General features: G+C 40.4%; 17 protein-coding genes and 1 tRNA gene. 11 read left to right on the top strand and 7 right to left on the bottom strand.

Annotated features, from left to right (window positions below; translation table 11 throughout):
- Positions 1-215 precede the first annotated feature (215 nt).
- The 4 genes from CH362_RS07040 to CH362_RS07025 all read right to left on the bottom strand — a co-directional run bounded on the left by CH362_RS07040 (position 216) and on the right by CH362_RS07025 (position 4812).
- Entirely contained in the window at positions 216-704 is a 489-nt protein-coding gene (locus tag CH362_RS07040; protein WP_100709642.1) for a hypothetical protein, read from the bottom strand.
- The gene (secA, locus tag CH362_RS07035) at positions 701-3421 is read right to left on the bottom strand and encodes a preprotein translocase subunit SecA (RefSeq protein WP_100709641.1); all 2721 of its coding nucleotides are present in this window, start codon (positions 3419-3421) and stop codon (positions 701-703) included. Before secA ends, CH362_RS07040 begins: the two co-directional genes overlap by 4 nt.
- A gap of 69 nt (positions 3422-3490) precedes the next feature.
- Positions 3491-4186 (bottom strand): type 1 glutamine amidotransferase, encoded by a 696-nt coding sequence (locus CH362_RS07030; protein WP_100709640.1) that lies wholly within the window; start codon positions 4184-4186, stop codon positions 3491-3493.
- The gene (locus CH362_RS07025; RefSeq protein ID WP_100709639.1) at positions 4183-4812 is read right to left on the bottom strand and encodes a TlpA family protein disulfide reductase; all 630 of its coding nucleotides are present in this window, start codon (positions 4810-4812) and stop codon (positions 4183-4185) included. The genes CH362_RS07030 and CH362_RS07025 overlap by 4 nt, the downstream gene beginning before the upstream one ends.
- A 131-nt stretch (positions 4813-4943) precedes the next feature.
- Between CH362_RS07025 and CH362_RS19240 the strand changes: the two genes are divergently transcribed.
- From CH362_RS19240 to CH362_RS06995, 7 genes are all read left to right on the top strand, one after another.
- Positions 4944-5447, top strand: coding sequence for a DNA primase (locus tag CH362_RS19240; protein ID WP_165780233.1), 504 nt, complete (start codon positions 4944-4946; stop codon positions 5445-5447).
- A 42-nt stretch (positions 5448-5489) separates the two neighbouring features.
- Positions 5490-6821 (top strand): 6-hydroxymethylpterin diphosphokinase MptE-like protein, encoded by a 1332-nt coding sequence (locus tag CH362_RS07020; protein ID WP_100709772.1) that lies wholly within the window; start codon positions 5490-5492, stop codon positions 6819-6821.
- A gap of 109 nt (positions 6822-6930) precedes the next feature.
- A complete protein-coding gene (locus tag CH362_RS07015; protein WP_100709638.1) occupies positions 6931-7422 on the top strand; it encodes a response regulator in 492 nt (163 codons plus the stop codon).
- Entirely contained in the window at positions 7355-8740 is a 1386-nt protein-coding gene (locus CH362_RS07010; RefSeq protein WP_425269022.1) for a HEAT repeat domain-containing protein, read from the top strand. The genes CH362_RS07015 and CH362_RS07010 overlap by 68 nt, the downstream gene beginning before the upstream one ends.
- Positions 8740-9231, top strand: a complete 492-nt coding sequence (locus CH362_RS07005; protein ID WP_100709637.1) for an LIC_11959 family protein — start codon at positions 8740-8742, stop codon at positions 9229-9231. The genes CH362_RS07010 and CH362_RS07005 overlap by 1 nt, the downstream gene beginning before the upstream one ends.
- Positions 9228-9728: a hypothetical protein gene (locus tag CH362_RS07000; RefSeq protein ID WP_100709636.1), complete on the top strand. Its 501-nt coding sequence runs from the start codon at positions 9228-9230 to the stop codon at positions 9726-9728. Before CH362_RS07005 ends, CH362_RS07000 begins: the two co-directional genes overlap by 4 nt.
- Positions 9729-9772: 44 nt before the next feature.
- Positions 9773-9846 (top strand) — tRNA-Ile (locus tag CH362_RS06995).
- A gap of 220 nt (positions 9847-10066) precedes the next feature.
- Here CH362_RS06995 and vapC read toward each other — a convergent pair.
- From vapC to CH362_RS06980, 3 genes are all read right to left on the bottom strand, one after another.
- Positions 10067-10465, bottom strand: coding sequence for a type II toxin-antitoxin system tRNA(fMet)-specific endonuclease VapC (vapC, locus tag CH362_RS06990; protein WP_100709635.1), 399 nt, complete (start codon positions 10463-10465; stop codon positions 10067-10069).
- Positions 10465-10695 carry a type II toxin-antitoxin system antitoxin VapB gene (gene vapB / locus CH362_RS06985; RefSeq protein ID WP_100709634.1) on the bottom strand — a complete coding sequence of 77 codons (231 nt, stop codon included), beginning with the start codon at positions 10693-10695 and terminating at the stop codon, positions 10465-10467. Before vapB ends, vapC begins: the two co-directional genes overlap by 1 nt.
- A gap of 193 nt (positions 10696-10888) precedes the next feature.
- A complete protein-coding gene (locus tag CH362_RS06980; RefSeq protein WP_100709633.1) occupies positions 10889-11218 on the bottom strand; it encodes a hypothetical protein in 330 nt (109 codons plus the stop codon).
- Positions 11219-11476: 258 nt separating this feature from the next.
- Here CH362_RS06980 and CH362_RS06975 point away from each other — a divergent pair, with 258 nt between their 5' ends.
- The 4 genes from CH362_RS06975 to CH362_RS06960 all read left to right on the top strand — a co-directional run bounded on the left by CH362_RS06975 (position 11477) and on the right by CH362_RS06960 (position 16414).
- Entirely contained in the window at positions 11477-13360 is a 1884-nt protein-coding gene (locus tag CH362_RS06975) for a PAS domain S-box protein (RefSeq protein ID WP_100709632.1), read from the top strand.
- Between the two features lie 89 nt (positions 13361-13449).
- On the top strand, positions 13450-15327 hold the full coding sequence (locus CH362_RS06970; protein WP_100709631.1) for an alpha/beta fold hydrolase: 1878 nt from the start codon (positions 13450-13452) through the stop codon (positions 15325-15327).
- 60 nt (positions 15328-15387) lie between these two features.
- Entirely contained in the window at positions 15388-15963 is a 576-nt protein-coding gene (locus CH362_RS06965) for a bifunctional nuclease domain-containing protein (protein WP_008592198.1), read from the top strand.
- Between the two features lie 97 nt (positions 15964-16060).
- Positions 16061-16414, top strand: coding sequence for a phasin-related domain-containing protein (locus CH362_RS06960; RefSeq protein WP_100709630.1), 354 nt, complete (start codon positions 16061-16063; stop codon positions 16412-16414).
- Positions 16415-16477: the final 63 nt, after the last annotated feature.

Raw genomic sequence — 16477 nt, 5'->3', positions numbered from 1 at the left:
GAAATAGCACGGCTCTCGAGGTCCTTATCTACCCATTCCAAAGTAGATGAGAAGACTACCAGAGCTATCTGTAATAAAATCAGCAGAATGTAAGGTATGCGCCGCACTATTATGCCAAAAGAATATAGGTGTATATTCCGTCAATCCTTACTATATATTACGAAAAAACGGCTAGCTTTCCAATACGTTTTTTGTTGAATTAATTAGAAGATTAACTAACGATTAGGGCTAGGTTGAGTGTAACCCACATGGACTACTGCACCTCGCTGAAAGCGTATCAAAATCTCTCTATCAGGTCTTGAACCTTCTGCAAATTTAGATACTGGTCTATAATATAACCATTCTTCCATTCCCGGGGCCCAATTGTTCACGGTCCTTTTTTCGTCAGGCTCCCCAAGTTTATTTTTTACGAATAACTTATTTTGATAGAGTAGAGATTGGATTAATTGTGCACGAATGAAAACATGAGTAGATGCTTCGAGTTCAGTTTGATTCGCATTCTGTCCCAATAAATTCACGTCCGCATCGGGAATGGATTTGAGAACGAACTCTTTACATTTTGCGTCGTCTGCAAATGTTCCCATACATTCGGAATACAATTGGGAAGGACTTTTGCCCTCTCTCACACCTGCATTATCTCCGGAAAGATAAGTGCATTGAGAGAAAGCTAAAATACAAAAGGGAATTAGGAATTTAAGATTCATTTTCTTTTTCTCCGGCTGGTCTTCCGTTCAGAAGAACCGCCACCACCAGAAGTCACTGGCATTGCTTCTGCAGCAGGATTTTTAGGTTTAGCCCCCTGCAATTCTTGGAAGCCTCCAGTCAGTTCCTGACCTACCTTTTTATACTCTTTTTTCTCTTCAGGCAACTGTGTTTTTTCAGTAACTTCTACACGAACTAAGAAGCTAACGATCTCATATTTCATGTTCTCGATTGCTTGGTCGAATAATCTAAAACCTTGGAGTTTATATTCTACGAGTGGATTCTTTTCTCCGTAACCTACAGTCCAGATACCTTCTCTCAGATGGTCCATGGAATATAGATGTTCTTTCCAACGATGGTCCAAAATATCTAAGAAAATATTTCTTTCTAAAAGTTTCCAAACATCAGCGCCGATTCGATCTGCTTTTTCTTGGTAGAAAGTCTGAGCTGCATTATTCAAAGAATCAAAAATAGCTAATTGAGGGTTTTTGGATTTTTTGATTTCGTCTTGGTCTACTTTCCAAGGAAGTCCTAGGCCTTCGAACCATTCTTTTAAAACATCCCATTCCCAACCGTTAGGATTTCCACCTTCACAGGTAGTAACTACTTGGGCTTCGATCATTTCTTCTAAGAAACTCTTTGCCTGTCCGGTAACATCTCCACCTTCCAGGACTTCGTTTCTCATCTTATAGATAACGATCCTTTGGCGGTTCATTACATCATCGTATTCCAAAAGATGTTTACGAATATCGAAGTTATGACCTTCTACCCTTTTTTGGGCCCTAGCAATTGCGTTAGACACCATTGGGTGTTCGATCTCTTGTCCTTCAGGCATCTTGAGTCTTTCCATGATACCTGCGATCCTATCGGATCCGAAAATCCTCATTAGATCGTCTTGTAAAGAAAGATAGAATCTACTGGAACCTGGATCTCCTTGACGACCGGAACGGCCTCTAAGCTGATTATCGATCCTTCTCGCCTCGTGTCTTTCTGTTCCTAAAATATGAAGACCACCTGCTTCCAGAACCTCATCGTGGTTCTTTCTCCAGATCTTTGCGCTAGTTAAGATATCGTTTGCTTTAGATTTTTTTGTTTGAGAATCTAATCTTTGAGAAATAGATTCTGCTCTTTCGAAATCTGCACGAACTACTGCTTCTTTAAATTCGCTGATCACTGGATCGGATTCTTTCCAAGACTCCAGACTTTCTTTAAATAACTGAGCTCCACCTAAAACGATGTCGGTTCCCCTTCCCGCCATATTGGTAGCGATTGTAACCGCTGCAGGTTTTCCTGCGTTTGCGATGATCTCTGCTTCTTTTTCGTGGAACTTAGCGTTCAGAACGTTATGTGCAATTCCAGCCTGAGCTAAAAGTCTAGCGAGAACCTCTGATTTCTCGATAGAGATCGTACCTACGAGCACAGGTTGTTTTTTATCTCTACAATCCTTGATCTCATTTAAGATAGCAGTGAACTTTTCTTTTTCAGTTCTATAAACTCTATCTGCTGCATCTTTTCTTTGGACAGGAACGTTCGGAGGAATTACGATCACATCCAGATTATAGATCTTATGGAATTCTTCTGCTTCTGTGTCTGCAGTTCCAGTCATACCGGAAAGTTTTTCGTATAATCTAAAATAGTTTTGGAAAGTGATACTTGCGAGAGTTTGGGATTCTCTTGCGATTGGAACTCCTTCCTTTGCTTCCAGAGCTTGGTGAAGTCCGTCTGAATATCTCCTACCAGACATCAAACGACCAGTGAACTCATCTACAATGATCACTTCTCCGTTTTGGACCACATAGTCCACGTCTCTTTGGAATATTTTATGAGCTTTTAATGCTTGGTGAACGTGATGAACTAAATCTACGTTTTGAGGAGCGTATAAGTTCTCAATCCCTAAGATCTCTTCTACATGAGCCACACCCTTTTCGGTCATTAGAGTGTTTTTGGCCTTTTCGTCCTTCTCGTAATCCTCACCTTCGATGAGTTTAGGAATGATCTTGTCTATACGAGTATATTTATCTGTGGATTCGTCAGAAGGACCAGAGATGATGAGCGGAGTTCTTGCTTCGTCGATCAAGATAGAGTCCACCTCATCCACGATCGCAAAATAATGTGCTCTTTGTACTTTATGATCGATATGAGAAACCATATTATCTCTCAGATAATCGAAACCATATTCGTTATTGGTTCCGTATGTGATATCAGCAGAGTATGCCTTCTTGCGATCATCATGCTCCATATCGTGCTGGATGATCCCAACGGATAAATCCAGGAAATCATAGATCGGAGTCATCCACAAAGCGTCCCTTCTTGCCAGATAATCGTTCACTGTAACAACATGAACCCCTTTACCGGCGAGAGCATTCAGATAAATTGCGAGTGTAGAAGTTAGAGTTTTACCTTCTCCGGTTTTCATCTCGGAGATATTTCCCCAATGAAGAGAGATCCCGCCCATCATCTGCACATCGAAATGACGCATCCCTAATTTTCTTAAGGCAGCCTCTCTTACGGTAGCAAATGCTTCCGGAAGAATATCATCCAATGTTTCTCCCTTAGCGAGTCTTTCTTTGAACTTTCTAGTCTGAGAAGAAAGTTCAGGATCGCTTAGAGAGCGCATGGACTCTTCCAAAGAATTGATTTGGACTACAATCGGAGTGAGTCTTTTAAGATCTCTTTCGTATTTACTTCCGAATAGAACCCTGAGTATTTTCTGAATCATGTATGCACCATCAACCGTTTCAATTCAATAGATAATAGTCCCTGAAGCGGGACCATTGGATAAGAAATATTATAAATCCAAAATTCCTTCGAAGAGCGCTCTACCCGCCCTTTCCATCTGAGACCTAAGATCTTCCGTTTCGGGTCCGGGAATCCATCCTGCTTTTTTGATAAACTCAGAATGTATATTCTTCCAAACATTTAACATATTCTCTGTTACTTCCAGATGACATTGGATACCGAATACTCGATTCTCATATCCAAACATTTGGTTAGAATAAAAACTTCCTTGTAACAGATGATCTGCACCCTTAGGGATCTCGAATACATCCTCATGTAGATGGAATGCAGGAAAAGTGGTCATCCCGCTCAATTTAGAAAATGCAGGATTAGAAGGATTCACAACTTTTACATCGGAGAATCCTACTTCTGGTCCCTTCTCCCCTTCGTACACCTTAGCACCTAAAGCAGTAGCTAAGATCTGAGAACCCAAACAGATCCCGATCACCTTTTTATCTTTCATAGATACTAAGTGAGAAGCAAGTTCCAGCCAAGGTTTAAAAAATTTATGCTGATTAGGATCATGAACGGTTTGAGGTCCGCCTAAAAATACAACCAGATCAAACATTTGATGAGCCGCAGGAACAATATGCACTCGTTCGTCATACGCGTTATGATAGGTAATCCTATAATTCCTAGCTTGCAAAGAATCTAATAGAGTTCCAGGACCTTCGCAGTCTTTGAACCGAACAATGAGACATCTCATGATTGGCCGGCCATTCTTTTGAAGAAGATCACTTTCATATTTTTTGGGATTTTATTCGGATCAGATTCTTCGCTGATCGGCCCAATAAAATTATAATATAAGATCAAAGGTTTTGTTTTGAATAGAAGTGTTTCCGGAGTTCCAGTTACTAGTCCTTCGATACGATCCACTTTGAAAGGTGGTTTCATGATCAGGACTGGAAGTTGTATTCCAAATTTTTTAACTTCTTCTTTCATTAGAACCGCAGCTTCTTTCATTTTTTGTTCTGTTGAAAGAGCTTCCGGATTATCAAAAAATATATCCGGGTCCACGATCATGTATAACTTGATATGTGGAGTTTTTTTCAGTTCTGTATTCAGATAATTTAAAACTGGAATTTCCTTAACACAAGGAAGGCAATTCGGTCCATACACGTTAAGAGCAATTCGATCAGCAGCAATATCGCTGATCCGAATAGTCTCTCCTTCCAAACTGATGCCTTCAAAATCTTTGACACCTAGATTAGATTGTTCTGACGGAGCACAAACTGTAAGAAGGCTCGTTATTAGTAAAAGGATTAGGCGGAAGAAAATCCCCTTGGAAAAGGGAACACTAAGCCTGGAATCGGAGTTGGCCTGAGAATCCATGGGCGTTTACCAAAATCGAAGATTCTCCCCAGAATTCAAGGAATAAACGAAAGATATAAGGGATTGACAGACAAGAGAAATTGAGAATGATGGTAGTTTCAAAGGCCTCTATCCCCTCTCAGGAATACAAAATGACCCAGAACCAGAATTCAGAATTCGATATTGTAACTTTGATTGAACTGGCCAAAAAAAACAAGTACGAAAGAGCCGTAGCCGGCTTCCAAATCCTGGATAGAATCGACAGACTCGAATTACCTAAAAAAATCAAAGGACGCAAACTTGCCGTCCAAGCGATGTTTGCACTCGCAAACGAAGAAGTTCAGTATAAATACGTAACTAAAGAAGAAAGAGCGATAACAGAAGCAGAAGCTCAAGGAAACGGAGCTACTTACTCCCAATTCAACGGACTATTCGAAGCTCCTCAAGCACCAATCGCAGAAGAAGATATGGAAGAAGATTTCATTCCAGAAGAAGCTGCGAAACCTCTTATGGATATGGAAGATGGTGAAGAGGGAGAATCCTACGACGAAGAGGAAGATGATTCCGATGACGACGAGGATGAAGACGAAGAAGATGATGATGATTCTGACGACGATGAGGATGAAGACGACAAGGAAAAAGAAGACGAGGATTAATCCATCTTCCAGCTTGTCCGGCAATCTGACGGTTCTCTGAATTTGAAGGAGGAAAATTCCTCCTTCCATCTACATTCCACACAAAATCCAATCAAAGAGGGAGAGAGAATCTCCCTTTCTATTCCTCACTCACTCCAAAAAGACGAATTCCTAGTAATCATTGGGATTGGCTGTGGGTATCATGCGATTTCTTATCTGAAATCTGTCGAAGATACTACAAAAATACTTCTACTCGAACCATTCTCTGAACTAGAAACCCTAGTTGGCACCGAACTTAAGGAAAAATTAGGCGGAGTTCCAGTATATTACGGTTGGGAGAAGTTTGAATTATTAGATAGATCAGAATGGATGCCTTCTTCAACGAAGAACCTGCGAATTTTCATTCATCCAAATTATTCCAGACGTTATCCTGATCTGAGCGAAAGGATGTTCTCCTTCTTCCAGAAAAAAGAATCTGTCTCTCAAAACAAACTCGCGAAGCAGGAATACGGAAGACTCTGGGTCAGAAACTTCTTCAAACATCTGAAAAAATCTTCAGAAAGTCCAGACTCGTATCGCATTTTAGGGAAAACTCTTTCACCAAAGACTGGGAAGATAGGATGTTTTGTAGGAGCTTCGCCAAATTTAGAATCTGAGATCGATTGGATCCGGCAAAATAAAGAAAAATTGTTCTTACTTAGCTCAGACACAGCACTTGGATATTTATTAGAAAACGATATCCAACCTCATGCAGTGCTCTCTATAGATAGCGGGCTTGGAACATTCTACCATTTTCCGGAGCATATTCCCGAGAATATCCCAATCTTCACTTGGTTCGGTGGAGCGAGCAGGATCTTCGACCTCAAAAATCCAAAAATTATCTATCTTTCTACTCATCCGTTGGACCAGATACTGGGAGCAAAATTTTATCCTAAGGCCCCAATACTAGAAAATCCTAGCCTCAATGTAGCAGGCCTTGCAGTTTCAATACTACAATCCTTAGGAGCAGAATCCGTTCTATTGAAAGGATTCGGTTTCGAAAGAGAAAGAGGAAAAACACACTGCAGGTCCACAGGTTACGAAAGATACGACAGGTTTTTCATCGATCGCAAGAGAAGTTTATATAATTCGAGATATACACCTGAATCTCGATGGAGAACAAGAACGAGTGTCCTAGAAATATTACAAAAATGGAGTCCTATTCAGATTCTTTCTGAAATCGACTCCAAGACGCAGGCATTCTCCGGCTGGGAAAATTCTCTGGAGAGTTATCCTTCTTCTTTTCCTGGTTCCGGACAGAACTGGAGAAAACTCTGTTCTGGAATTTCGGAACTTCCGAGTGAGATCCAGATCCTTCTTCCCAGAGAAACTAGACTTTTAGATCCAAGAACCTGATTTTGCGTCGAAGATACTACAAGAAGAAGATTCTACTACTTGACATTCCGAGAGAATTCTCCAAAACTCTCTAGTTCCGGGAAACCGGCCAGCCTTTCGGTCAGGGATTATGAATAAAGGTTATATTATTTGTGTCGATGATGAAGTGTCGGTACTGGAGACTCTCCAGGAACAGCTTCATAATGAGTTCGGAAAGACTCACGAGATCGAAACCGCAAGAAGCGCTGAAGAGGCAATTGCCTTATTGGATGAGATCCAAGCTTCCGGTTATGTGATCGAAGTTATCATTACGGATCAAGTGATGCCCGGTATGAAAGGCGCCGATTTTCTGGAATCGGTCCATAAACGGTCTCCTGATTCGATCAAAATTCTGCTCACCGGTCAGGCCGGTTTGGATTCCGCCATCCACGCGATAAATTTCGGGGGATTGAGCAGATACGTGGAAAAACCATGGAACATAGAGGATCTAACAAAAGACATCCGATCTTTGATAGAAAAGTTCCGGCAGAACCTGGAGAATCAACATTTAGTCAATGAGCTTAACAGAAGAATTAAGGACCTCGAAGAAGAAAACCGCAAGCTGCAGCAGACAGGCGAATAACCAGCTGAAGCATTCCGGTAAAATTTCCCTAGGAAACATTTACTCGTTCTCCCTAGTACTCTGTTTGTTGTCTTTCGGCTCCTTGGCTGCAAAAGAAGCTCCACCTAGGCCTAAATATACAGAAGAACAGATCCGCAAAAAGAAAGAAGTTCTCTATAAGGTTTTAAAATACGGAACCACAAAAGAAAGAGCAAGTGCTCTTAGAGAACTAGAGGATTTTCCAAAAGAAGACGCAGGAGAATTGTATGACCAAGTCGGAGTGATCCTTTCCAAGGATCCTGATTGGTCCATGAAGATCTATGCTCTTAGAATTTCTGGAATTCTAAAACTCACACAATTCGAAGATAAGATCATCGCGTTATTAAAACATGACCAACAAGATGTTCAGAAAGAAGCAGTCTATGTAGTCAAAAAGCTTAAATTCGATTCTGGAATTCCAGTTTTAACCGAATTACTCAAAAGCCAGGATTTCACTAAAAATTCCAATTTCCTGATCGCTCTCATCGAAACTTTGGGAGAATTTCCTCAGGCAAACGAACCTTTCTCTGTATTAGAAGCACGATTCCAGGAAAAGTTTAACGATCCGGAAGTAAGAGCACAGATCGCTCTTTATTTCGGAAAAGTAAAAAAGTCTTCGATAGAGAATGTTCTGATCGCAACTGTAAAAGACGAAAAAGAACCGATCACACTCCGCGCTTATTCAGTAAACGCACTCGGAAAGATCAAATCAGAAGCTGCAATCACTCCACTTAGAGAACTTTTGGAAAAGATCCGCGCCTTAAAATCCAAGAACGATATCCAAGATTACCAAGCACTCAAGATACATACGATCACTGCCCTCGTTTCCTTAGGAGATAAGGAAATTATAGAAGAATTATATTCATTCGCAAGAGACGACGATGCGATGGTCCGACTTCGCGCTATCAAACATTTAGCGGAAACAGAAGATCCTGCAGTTATCGAAATTTTGGAATATAAAGCGCAAAGAGATCCTAGCGAAAAAGTAAAACGTGCCGCCCAAAACGCGTTAGATACCCTTCGTAAAAAGCTAGATCCAAGTTTTGTTCCTGCAAGCTCAGAAACTAAACCTGCAAAAGATACAAGCACTAGAAAAGCTGGCAGCGGATCTAACTCTTCTTCTTCCAGAAGATCCAGACCGAGCGGCGGAGGTGGAGAAGGTTCCAATCCAGTTCCATTAAGTGGAGAAGGTAGCGGATCTTCTTCTGGAGGCAGCGGTGGCGGATCCGGTTCTGGCGGTGGTTCTTCCGGAGGAGGAAAACCGAGCGGCGGAGAATCTGAGGATCTGGAAAACGATTAATGAAACAATTCCTTCTCCTATCCGCGATCCTTTGTTTGATACCTACATCGGATGGGAGAAGATTGGATGCGGAACCCGCAGGAAACACTTATCGTGGGACAATCACCCTAAAAGAGCCTAGAGCCCTCGATATCAAAGAATCCTTAACGGATTCTTCTCCCAATTATCCAGAAACAATTAAACTATATTACCAAGGGCTCAAGGAGAACTACGTAGTATTCTATGATTGGAACGGACATACATTATATTATAAATATAGAGATAATAAATTCGATAGAAGATTAAGAAAATATGTTTCTAAGCTGGCTCCCGGTGCACCTTACGAGGTTACAGGAGAATACCAGGGAATATTCATATTCGAAAACAAAACCATTCGAAAATTCAAAAAAAAGGGAGAAGATACACTCGCCGACAAAAAAGAAAAACAATCTATCCCAGTATTCCAACTAATCAAATACAGAGAATTGATCTTAGAGGAAATCATCTTTTGATCAAACTTCCCTTCTCTAGAATTTTTCCGTTCTTATTCATACTTGTAAGCATATCCATAGATTCTGTTCCTTTGGATCCGGACCAAAAAGTCTATCAACCTGGAGAAACATTTGTAGAAGATTTCATCCGAATTGATTTCCCTGAAAAAGCCCTAGTCCGCACTGAATCCAGAAAACGTTGGAGAGCAGTTCCACTCAAAGACAAGCCCTGGCTTGCAATCTGGCGAAAACTCGACCGAGTCGGAGAAGAAACCCTTGGAACCAAAGTATTAGAAGCGGTGTTTCCAGGCGCCACACCTGAAAAATTTAGTATTTCGAGGACGGAGATCCTACGCTGGTCCAAAGAAGACAATTCTGGCGGAAATCCGCTCCAGCTCTATTTTTTCCTACTCCGCAAAGACGATAAGGCATACACATTCTATATCGCTTTTTACAAAGAACGCCAAGATCTAAAAGAGTGGTTTTCGAATCCGAACCGTTACTTAAACCCACAGTAAAATCGACTTGCTAGGAGGCGCGGTCCTCAAAAAATGGAGCCTCCGGGCCTATAGCTCAGTTGGTTAGAGCAGCAGACTCATAATCTGCGGGTCGAAGGTTCAAGTCCTTCTGGGCCCAAATTCCTTTCTTTTTCCCAATCATACTTCTAAATCAGGCCCAGAAGGACTTGAAGCTTTTGCACGAAAGCATTTGCAGCGCCCCATAGGAAGCGTCGCAAATGCGCCGCGAGCCAGGATGGCGAAGCGAGTGCAAAAGACGCCGTGGAGCCAAGTCGAGCAGGATGCGAGACTGCGTAACGGCAAGTCCTTACCTTGATAGACACTCGAAGAGATTATCTCTACACCGACCAATCTTCTACTTTAAGATCCTTCACTCTATTAAACTCTTTTGTATTATTCGTAACGAATATAAGATTACGAGATAGAGATTGAGCAGCTAACAGTATATCGATGGATCCGATCAAATTTCCCGTCTTTTTTAGATCTGCTCTAATGATCCCGAATGCCCGTGCATCAGATTGTTCAAAAGGAAGGATCTCAAATATTGACAGAAATTCTATTAACGAAACTCTATTTTTTTCTTTATACTCGCTATTCTCTATACCAAATTCTAATTCTGCCAATGTTAAAGAGGATATGAATAAACCCTTATTCATATTTTTCTTAAGTTTATCTAGTATCTTTTGATTTTTCTTTTTTATAATAAAAATGCAAATATTAGTATCGAGAAGATACATTAAAAACTTTCTCTTTCAGATTCCGAAAGTTTCTCCCTTCCTTCGTTCAAAAAATCATCACTAAAACCGTTCAGACCATCAAGGAATACGTTCCACGCTTTATTCTTCGGCACAAGGATTACTGCTTCCCCGACCTTTTGAATAAAAACATCATTCCCCTTGAATTGAAATTCCTTAGGTAATCTTACTGCTTGGCTTCTTCCATTTATGAATAATTTTGCAGTTTGCATTTATATACCTGTAATCAAGGTATATACCATGATATATTACAAGTCAATTCATAATTCACCTGCGGAAAGGATACACAGGGCGTAGTCCGGGCAAAGCCCGGATGAGCGCGAATGCGCGAACCCGAAGTAGCCTGGTCCGAGCTTTGCTCGGATCCGCCCCGCATATTCCATGTAGGATCTCCAACATCCCTACCTACCCACCCACTCCGTGATCCAAATTCGATCTCAAAAACCAATCTACTCCAAAATATAAAAATATACTTCCTGAATAGAACAGAAGGAAGAAGACCCATTTCCATTTGGAGCCGTAGCCTAACCCAAAGTAGATGAACATAAACACATTCAAAATATGTTGAATACCAACGATCAAATAAAGCCACAGAAATGCGTGGTCCAGATTCGTAAGATGTCCGTCTGGAAAACCGATCAAAGATCTTTCATAGAAGAAATACACTGCGAGAAATATTGAGATACATCCAAGATAGATCGCAGTTGGTAAAATTCGTTTTTGGAATGCGTTCATATTCTCTCCGAAATTTGAGATGTAGGCTCTTCGACAAACAGATTCGTAACAAGACATAAACTCTTTAATGCGACAGAATAATGTAAAGAAATCTTAATATTATGTCTTTTGCATTAGATTTTCCGCAGTCCGAAGATATTAGAAGCCAGTCTAAATTTTTCAGTTTTGCTTGCTCTCTTATTTGGGATAACGTAAATTGTGTCATAATAACAAAATTGGTCAAAACTTTGACACAATTTACGTTAGGAGAAACTCGGGATGATCCAGACTGTAGAAAAAATTTTTAGAGAATACTTCCCCATCCCGGAAGAAAGAAAGAAAACCATTCTCCTTGTAGAAGACGAGGCAATCATTGCACTCTCAGAAACCCAAAGATTAAAAAAGAATGGGTTCAGGGTCATCTCCGCTTACACTGCAAATGAAGCTGTCCAGATAGCGACTAACGACTACACCATCGATCTAGTTCTCATGGATATTGATCTAGGAAAGGAAGAAGATGGAACAGATGCAGCGGTTCGTATTCTAAAAACAAGGGACATCCCTATCGTATTTCTCTCTAGTCATATTGAACCCGAGATCGTTGAAAAAACGGAGAAGATCACTTCATACGGTTATGTGGTGAAAGATTCAGGAGAAACTGTTCTAATTGCTTCTATCAAAATGGCTTTCAAGCTGTATGAATCTCATCTTCGTTTAAAAAGAAGTGAAGAGTCCTTAAAAGAAAACCAAGAACTTCTAAAAGCTACATTAAGATCGATTGGTGACGGAGTTATCTCCACGGATGAATTAGGTAATATTACTGAAATGAATTATGTTGCAGAAACTTTGACTGGCTGGTCTAGAACAGAAGCTATCGGTGAACCTATTGAAAGAGTTTTCAAAATTATAAACGCTAAAACCAAAAGAAGAATGAGAAATTCCTTAGATCTACTTACTCCTAAGGAAAAGAATATGGGTTTGGAAAACCAGGTATTACTCATTTCTAAATCCGGTTTAGAACATAGGGTAGCAGAAAATTCCGCTCCTATACGCTCCGAAAAAGGGTATACGATCGGTTCTGTTTTGGTCTTTAGAGATATCTCTAAAGAATATAGTTTGATAGAGAATATTAAAGAAAGTGAATCTAGGTTTAAAACGGTTGCGAATGCGGCTCCAGTAATGATCTGGGTCTCCGGACTGGATAAAAAATGCAATTGGTTTAACCAAACCTGGCTGAATTTTACCGGAAGAACTATGGAGCAAGAGTTTGGAGATGGTTGGGCTGAAGGCGTTCATCCGAACGATTTGGAAGAATGTTTCCAAACCTATTCCAGCCATTTCGACGACAGAGAAGCTTTCAGTATGACCTATCGTTTAAAAAACAAAAACGGTGACTGGAGATGGATCCAAGACAATGGCCTACCGATCACTAACGAATCGGGGGTTTTCACCGGTTTTATTGGTTCCTGCGTCGATATCACAGAAGCAAAAGAAGCTCTGGAAACCCTGGCAAAAGATCTCCATGAAAGAGATTATCTATATAAGGAACTCCAACATAGGGTCAAAAACAGTATGAGTATGATCAGTTCTATCGTGGAGATAGAGGCGGCCAGATCTTCTGATTCTAAGTTAGAAAATACTTTGGAAAATTTAGTAAATCGGATTCATTCCGTTGGGAATTTATATGAGATGTTATATACTTCCAATAATTCTCATTCTGTGAGATTAGATCGTTATATTCAAAAGATCACCGAAAACTTACTGAACGCATTTCAGGAAAAAACAAATGAGATTTCTTTACAACTTGATCTAAAGGATCTGGAGATAGATGTAAAAAGTGCAATCCCTCTCGGACTTATCTTGAATGAGCTTGTAACTAATATTTTCAAATATGCATTTCCGAAAAAGCAGGAAGGTAAAATTTCCATCCGACTTTTTAAAGAAGATTCTTGGGTAACCCTAGTAGTTTCAGACAACGGAGTTCCTTTTCCGAAAGGATTCCGTACTGATTATTCTCCGGGATTAGGACTTCAACTTGTGAATATGTTAGTCGATCAGTTGAAAGGAAAGATCCAATGGAAAGTAAATGGAGAAAAAGAAGTTTCGATCCGTTTCTGCAATAAGGAAGAACATTCAGATCAATTTACATTCATAAAATCTTAGAAATTTCTTCCCGATTTTTCTAAATTTCGGGCCAAAATTAGCCAGAATTCCAGATTGCCAGAGTAAAGGGCGAAATGGAAACTTAAACTATGGACCAGACCCTAGCCCGAAAGGTCAACCCCAAGCCCCGCAGGAAAGGGGGCGCTTATACAGTCGGATCGGAAGATATTTATATCTTTCCACTTTCAGAAAGTACCAATATATTTCTCCAAAAAGTTTGGACTGCATTCGTAAACAAGATGGTCTCGATGACCCTTCCGAATGGAAAACCCGTATTCCAATACGCAATTTTCGAAGCGATCCAAGATAAAAATCTGAAGATAGTAGCTTCTGCCACTCATTTCAGAATGAAACAGGTGACTGATAGGATCGGTATCCAAAGTATCGATGACTTCATCCGTAATACTATTCCAATCTCAATCCAGGATCCAGGAAATCTTTCTGCCAAATATTTGAGAGAAGCAATCCTCTCTGTAGAAAAGAAAGCAAGACCAGAAGTTTATTTCCATAGCTTGGATGATGAGAGGGTCCATCCAAATTTAAAACAACTTCTTACCAAAACAATGAACTATGCAGCAGGCATTCCTTTGTTTGTAAAAGGTTTTCCGATCGGTATGTTATGGGGGATCCGCAGGGACAATATGAGTCCCGAACAGGAAGAAGAAGTCCGTCAGCAATTATACAGTCTCTATGACGTAGTGGATTTTGTGATCTCTAAGGAGATGGGCCTGAAAGGGGATCCTTACTACGCACGTAAGAATATCGAAAAATCGGATCTTCATTCCAGAGCAAAACATCTATTCTATACTAGAGGTTTCGGCCAAGACGAGCCTGTTACTACAATCGTATTCGATTCTCATACCTACCAAAGATCCTATCGACTGGACGCAAGTTTTCTTATTCCATCTGGGGACGGATACTCTGTTAGTTTGAAACGTTTCGAACCTAAGGAAAGGAATGATACAGGTAAGAACCTTCTTCTTATCCCTGGCTTTTTTTGCAGAAGGTCCGTAATGGACAAAGTTGCTAGAGAGTTATCGCTCCGCCATGGTTATAGAGTTTTTTCCATGGATATGCGAGGAAGATCCAGACGGACGCTACCACTTTTTGGTATTCGAGAAGGCTGGACTGTGGATGATTTTATCCAAGAAGATTTTCCAGCAGTTCTGAATTGGATCAAAGAGAATTTTCCAAATGAACAACTTGTAGTAGTCGGACATAGTATGGGAGGAATGATCCCTCGCTTCTATTGTTCCGCTTACGAAGAAATCGTAAAAAGAAAAAAAGATTCTCCCGTTCCACTTACTCGTCCGGATGATTTGATCTCTGGGATTGTTTCTATCACATCTCCAAACTTTGTACGATTACAAGCTCAGATTCCAGGTTTGGACATTCTGAAAATGGGACTAAAACTGGTTCCTTCTAAAACGATTTCAGATTTTCTCTTTGATCTAACTTCTTTTTCTTTGCAAACTACTCTTCCCACTGTGGACCTGAATAAATTTTTTAAATTTCTTTTGGGATTACATTCTTCTTTGAGAGCAGTTTCTTTTGATCTGCATGCAAAAGTTGTAAATCTAAGAGACTTCGTTGGTTATAAACAGATCTCTCCGCCCGAATGGTATTTTTTGATCGAAGATATTTTCTGCGAAGAATCCACAAAAGTAGTTCTTCAGTTCCTAAGATCTCAATTGAGCCAAGACAGATCTTTTCTTTCTTACGACGGAACTTTGGATTATACTGCGCTTCAAAAAAATCTTCAGATACCACTTTTTTCGGTCTTGGGATCCGTTGACAAAGTTGTTCCGAGTGAGACAATCGAGAATGATCTTGCTGCACTTCCTCACAAAAAAAATAAGATTCTTTCGTACGAACAGGGTCACTTAGGTATCGTTTTCCACATGCCGGTGGTGAAAGAAATGTGCTCAGAAATTGACTCCTGGATAAAAGGATTGGACTCGACTTGATCCCCAGGTTTAGAACGCTTGACATTTCGGGAAACGAAAGATAGGTTCAAATATTAGGAAATGGATCTTTTGGAAGCGACCATATATAATATCTCTCTCACGAATGTGGGCTTTGCCGTATTTTTAAAGGCAAAAGACGATTCCGATCAGAGAGTTGTTCCGATTTTTATTGGTCCTTTAGAAACACATTCCATCACTTCGGTTTTAGAAGGTACAAAACCTCCAAGACCAATGACACACGATCTGATGACAATTCTACTCACCACTCTGGGAGTTCAGATCGTAAAAATCGCAATCGAAGAAATCATAGATAATACTTTCTACGCAAAGATCACTCTACGTAAAGACGAGGAACTGATCGTTCTAGACGCAAGACCGAGTGACTCAATTGCACTTGCTCTTCGCGCTAACGCTCCCATCTATCTAGCAAAAAAAGTCATCGAAGAAGCTGGGATCGTAATGAAAGACGATGAGATCCCTGGCGAGACCATCGGAAAAGAAAAAATTTCTCAGCTTCCTAAGTCCCAGTTGGAGATCCTACAGGATTCTTTAGACAATGCTCTAAAAGCTGAGGATTATGAGACTGCAGCAAAGATCAGGGACCAGATCCGTAAACTTCTGGAAAACCCCTCCTAATTTCTTTTCAAATCAGTAAAAAATCGGATTTTTCCCTCGAACATACTGGACCTAAGTCCTTTCCTTCTGTATCCTTGGTCCCCTCGGAGCAACAATCATGGAAAAATCTCTAATGGACATCCTAAACGCCGGAATCGCATTATTTCAATCCGGAGAAGATAAACTAAAACAAAGCCTTTCCGATCTAGATCATGCCTACCAGGATCTGAAAAGTAAGGGAGCACAGAACCAATCGGAACAAGCAAATAGACTTAGGGATCTGATCCAGAAAACTGTAGGAGACGCTCAGGATAAACTTCTGAACGCAAACGAAAGTTCTAAAGCTGTGATAAGCCAACTCAAAGAGAATTTCGAAAAAATTTCCCTACAAATTGACGAGGCCCTTCCAGAAGAATTTAAAACAAAAGCTAAGTCAGCTTTAGAAGAGCTGAAAAAGCTTACTAAAAAGTAAAATTCGGAAAACTTGATAAAAGTTATACCCTAGAAAAATTCGGGACAAACAAACAGGGTCCCG

Source organism: Leptospira saintgironsiae (genome assembly GCF_002811765.1).
Taxonomy (GTDB): domain Bacteria; phylum Spirochaetota; class Leptospiria; order Leptospirales; family Leptospiraceae; genus Leptospira_B; species Leptospira_B saintgironsiae.
This window is presented reverse-complemented; position numbering and strand designations above follow the sequence as displayed.

Bases quoted from the DNA above. Each gene is read 5' to 3' on its own strand.
- CH362_RS07040 (WP_100709642.1), bottom strand. From the start codon at position 704: ATGAATCTTAAATTCCTAATTCCCTTTTGTATTTTAGCTTTCTCTCAA.
- secA (WP_100709641.1), bottom strand. From the start codon at position 3,421: ATGATTCAGAAAATACTCAGGGTTCTATTCGGAAGTAAATACGAAAGA.
- CH362_RS07030 (WP_100709640.1), bottom strand. From the start codon at position 4,186: ATGAGATGTCTCATTGTTCGGTTCAAAGACTGCGAAGGTCCTGGAACT.
- CH362_RS07025 (WP_100709639.1), bottom strand. From the start codon at position 4,812: ATGGATTCTCAGGCCAACTCCGATTCCAGGCTTAGTGTTCCCTTTTCC.
- CH362_RS19240 (WP_165780233.1), top strand. From the start codon at position 4,944: ATGACCCAGAACCAGAATTCAGAATTCGATATTGTAACTTTGATTGAA.
- CH362_RS07015 (WP_100709638.1), top strand. From the start codon at position 6,931: ATGAATAAAGGTTATATTATTTGTGTCGATGATGAAGTGTCGGTACTG.
- CH362_RS07010 (WP_425269022.1), top strand. From the start codon at position 7,355: ATGAGCTTAACAGAAGAATTAAGGACCTCGAAGAAGAAAACCGCAAGC.
- CH362_RS07005 (WP_100709637.1), top strand. From the start codon at position 8,740: ATGAAACAATTCCTTCTCCTATCCGCGATCCTTTGTTTGATACCTACA.
- vapC (WP_100709635.1), bottom strand. From the start codon at position 10,465: ATGTATCTTCTCGATACTAATATTTGCATTTTTATTATAAAAAAGAAA.
- vapB (WP_100709634.1), bottom strand. From the start codon at position 10,695: ATGCAAACTGCAAAATTATTCATAAATGGAAGAAGCCAAGCAGTAAGA.
- CH362_RS06980 (WP_100709633.1), bottom strand. From the start codon at position 11,218: ATGAACGCATTCCAAAAACGAATTTTACCAACTGCGATCTATCTTGGA.
- CH362_RS06975 (WP_100709632.1), top strand. From the start codon at position 11,477: ATGATCCAGACTGTAGAAAAAATTTTTAGAGAATACTTCCCCATCCCG.
- CH362_RS06970 (WP_100709631.1), top strand. From the start codon at position 13,450: ATGGACCAGACCCTAGCCCGAAAGGTCAACCCCAAGCCCCGCAGGAAA.
- CH362_RS06965 (WP_008592198.1), top strand. From the start codon at position 15,388: ATGGATCTTTTGGAAGCGACCATATATAATATCTCTCTCACGAATGTG.
- CH362_RS06960 (WP_100709630.1), top strand. From the start codon at position 16,061: ATGGAAAAATCTCTAATGGACATCCTAAACGCCGGAATCGCATTATTT.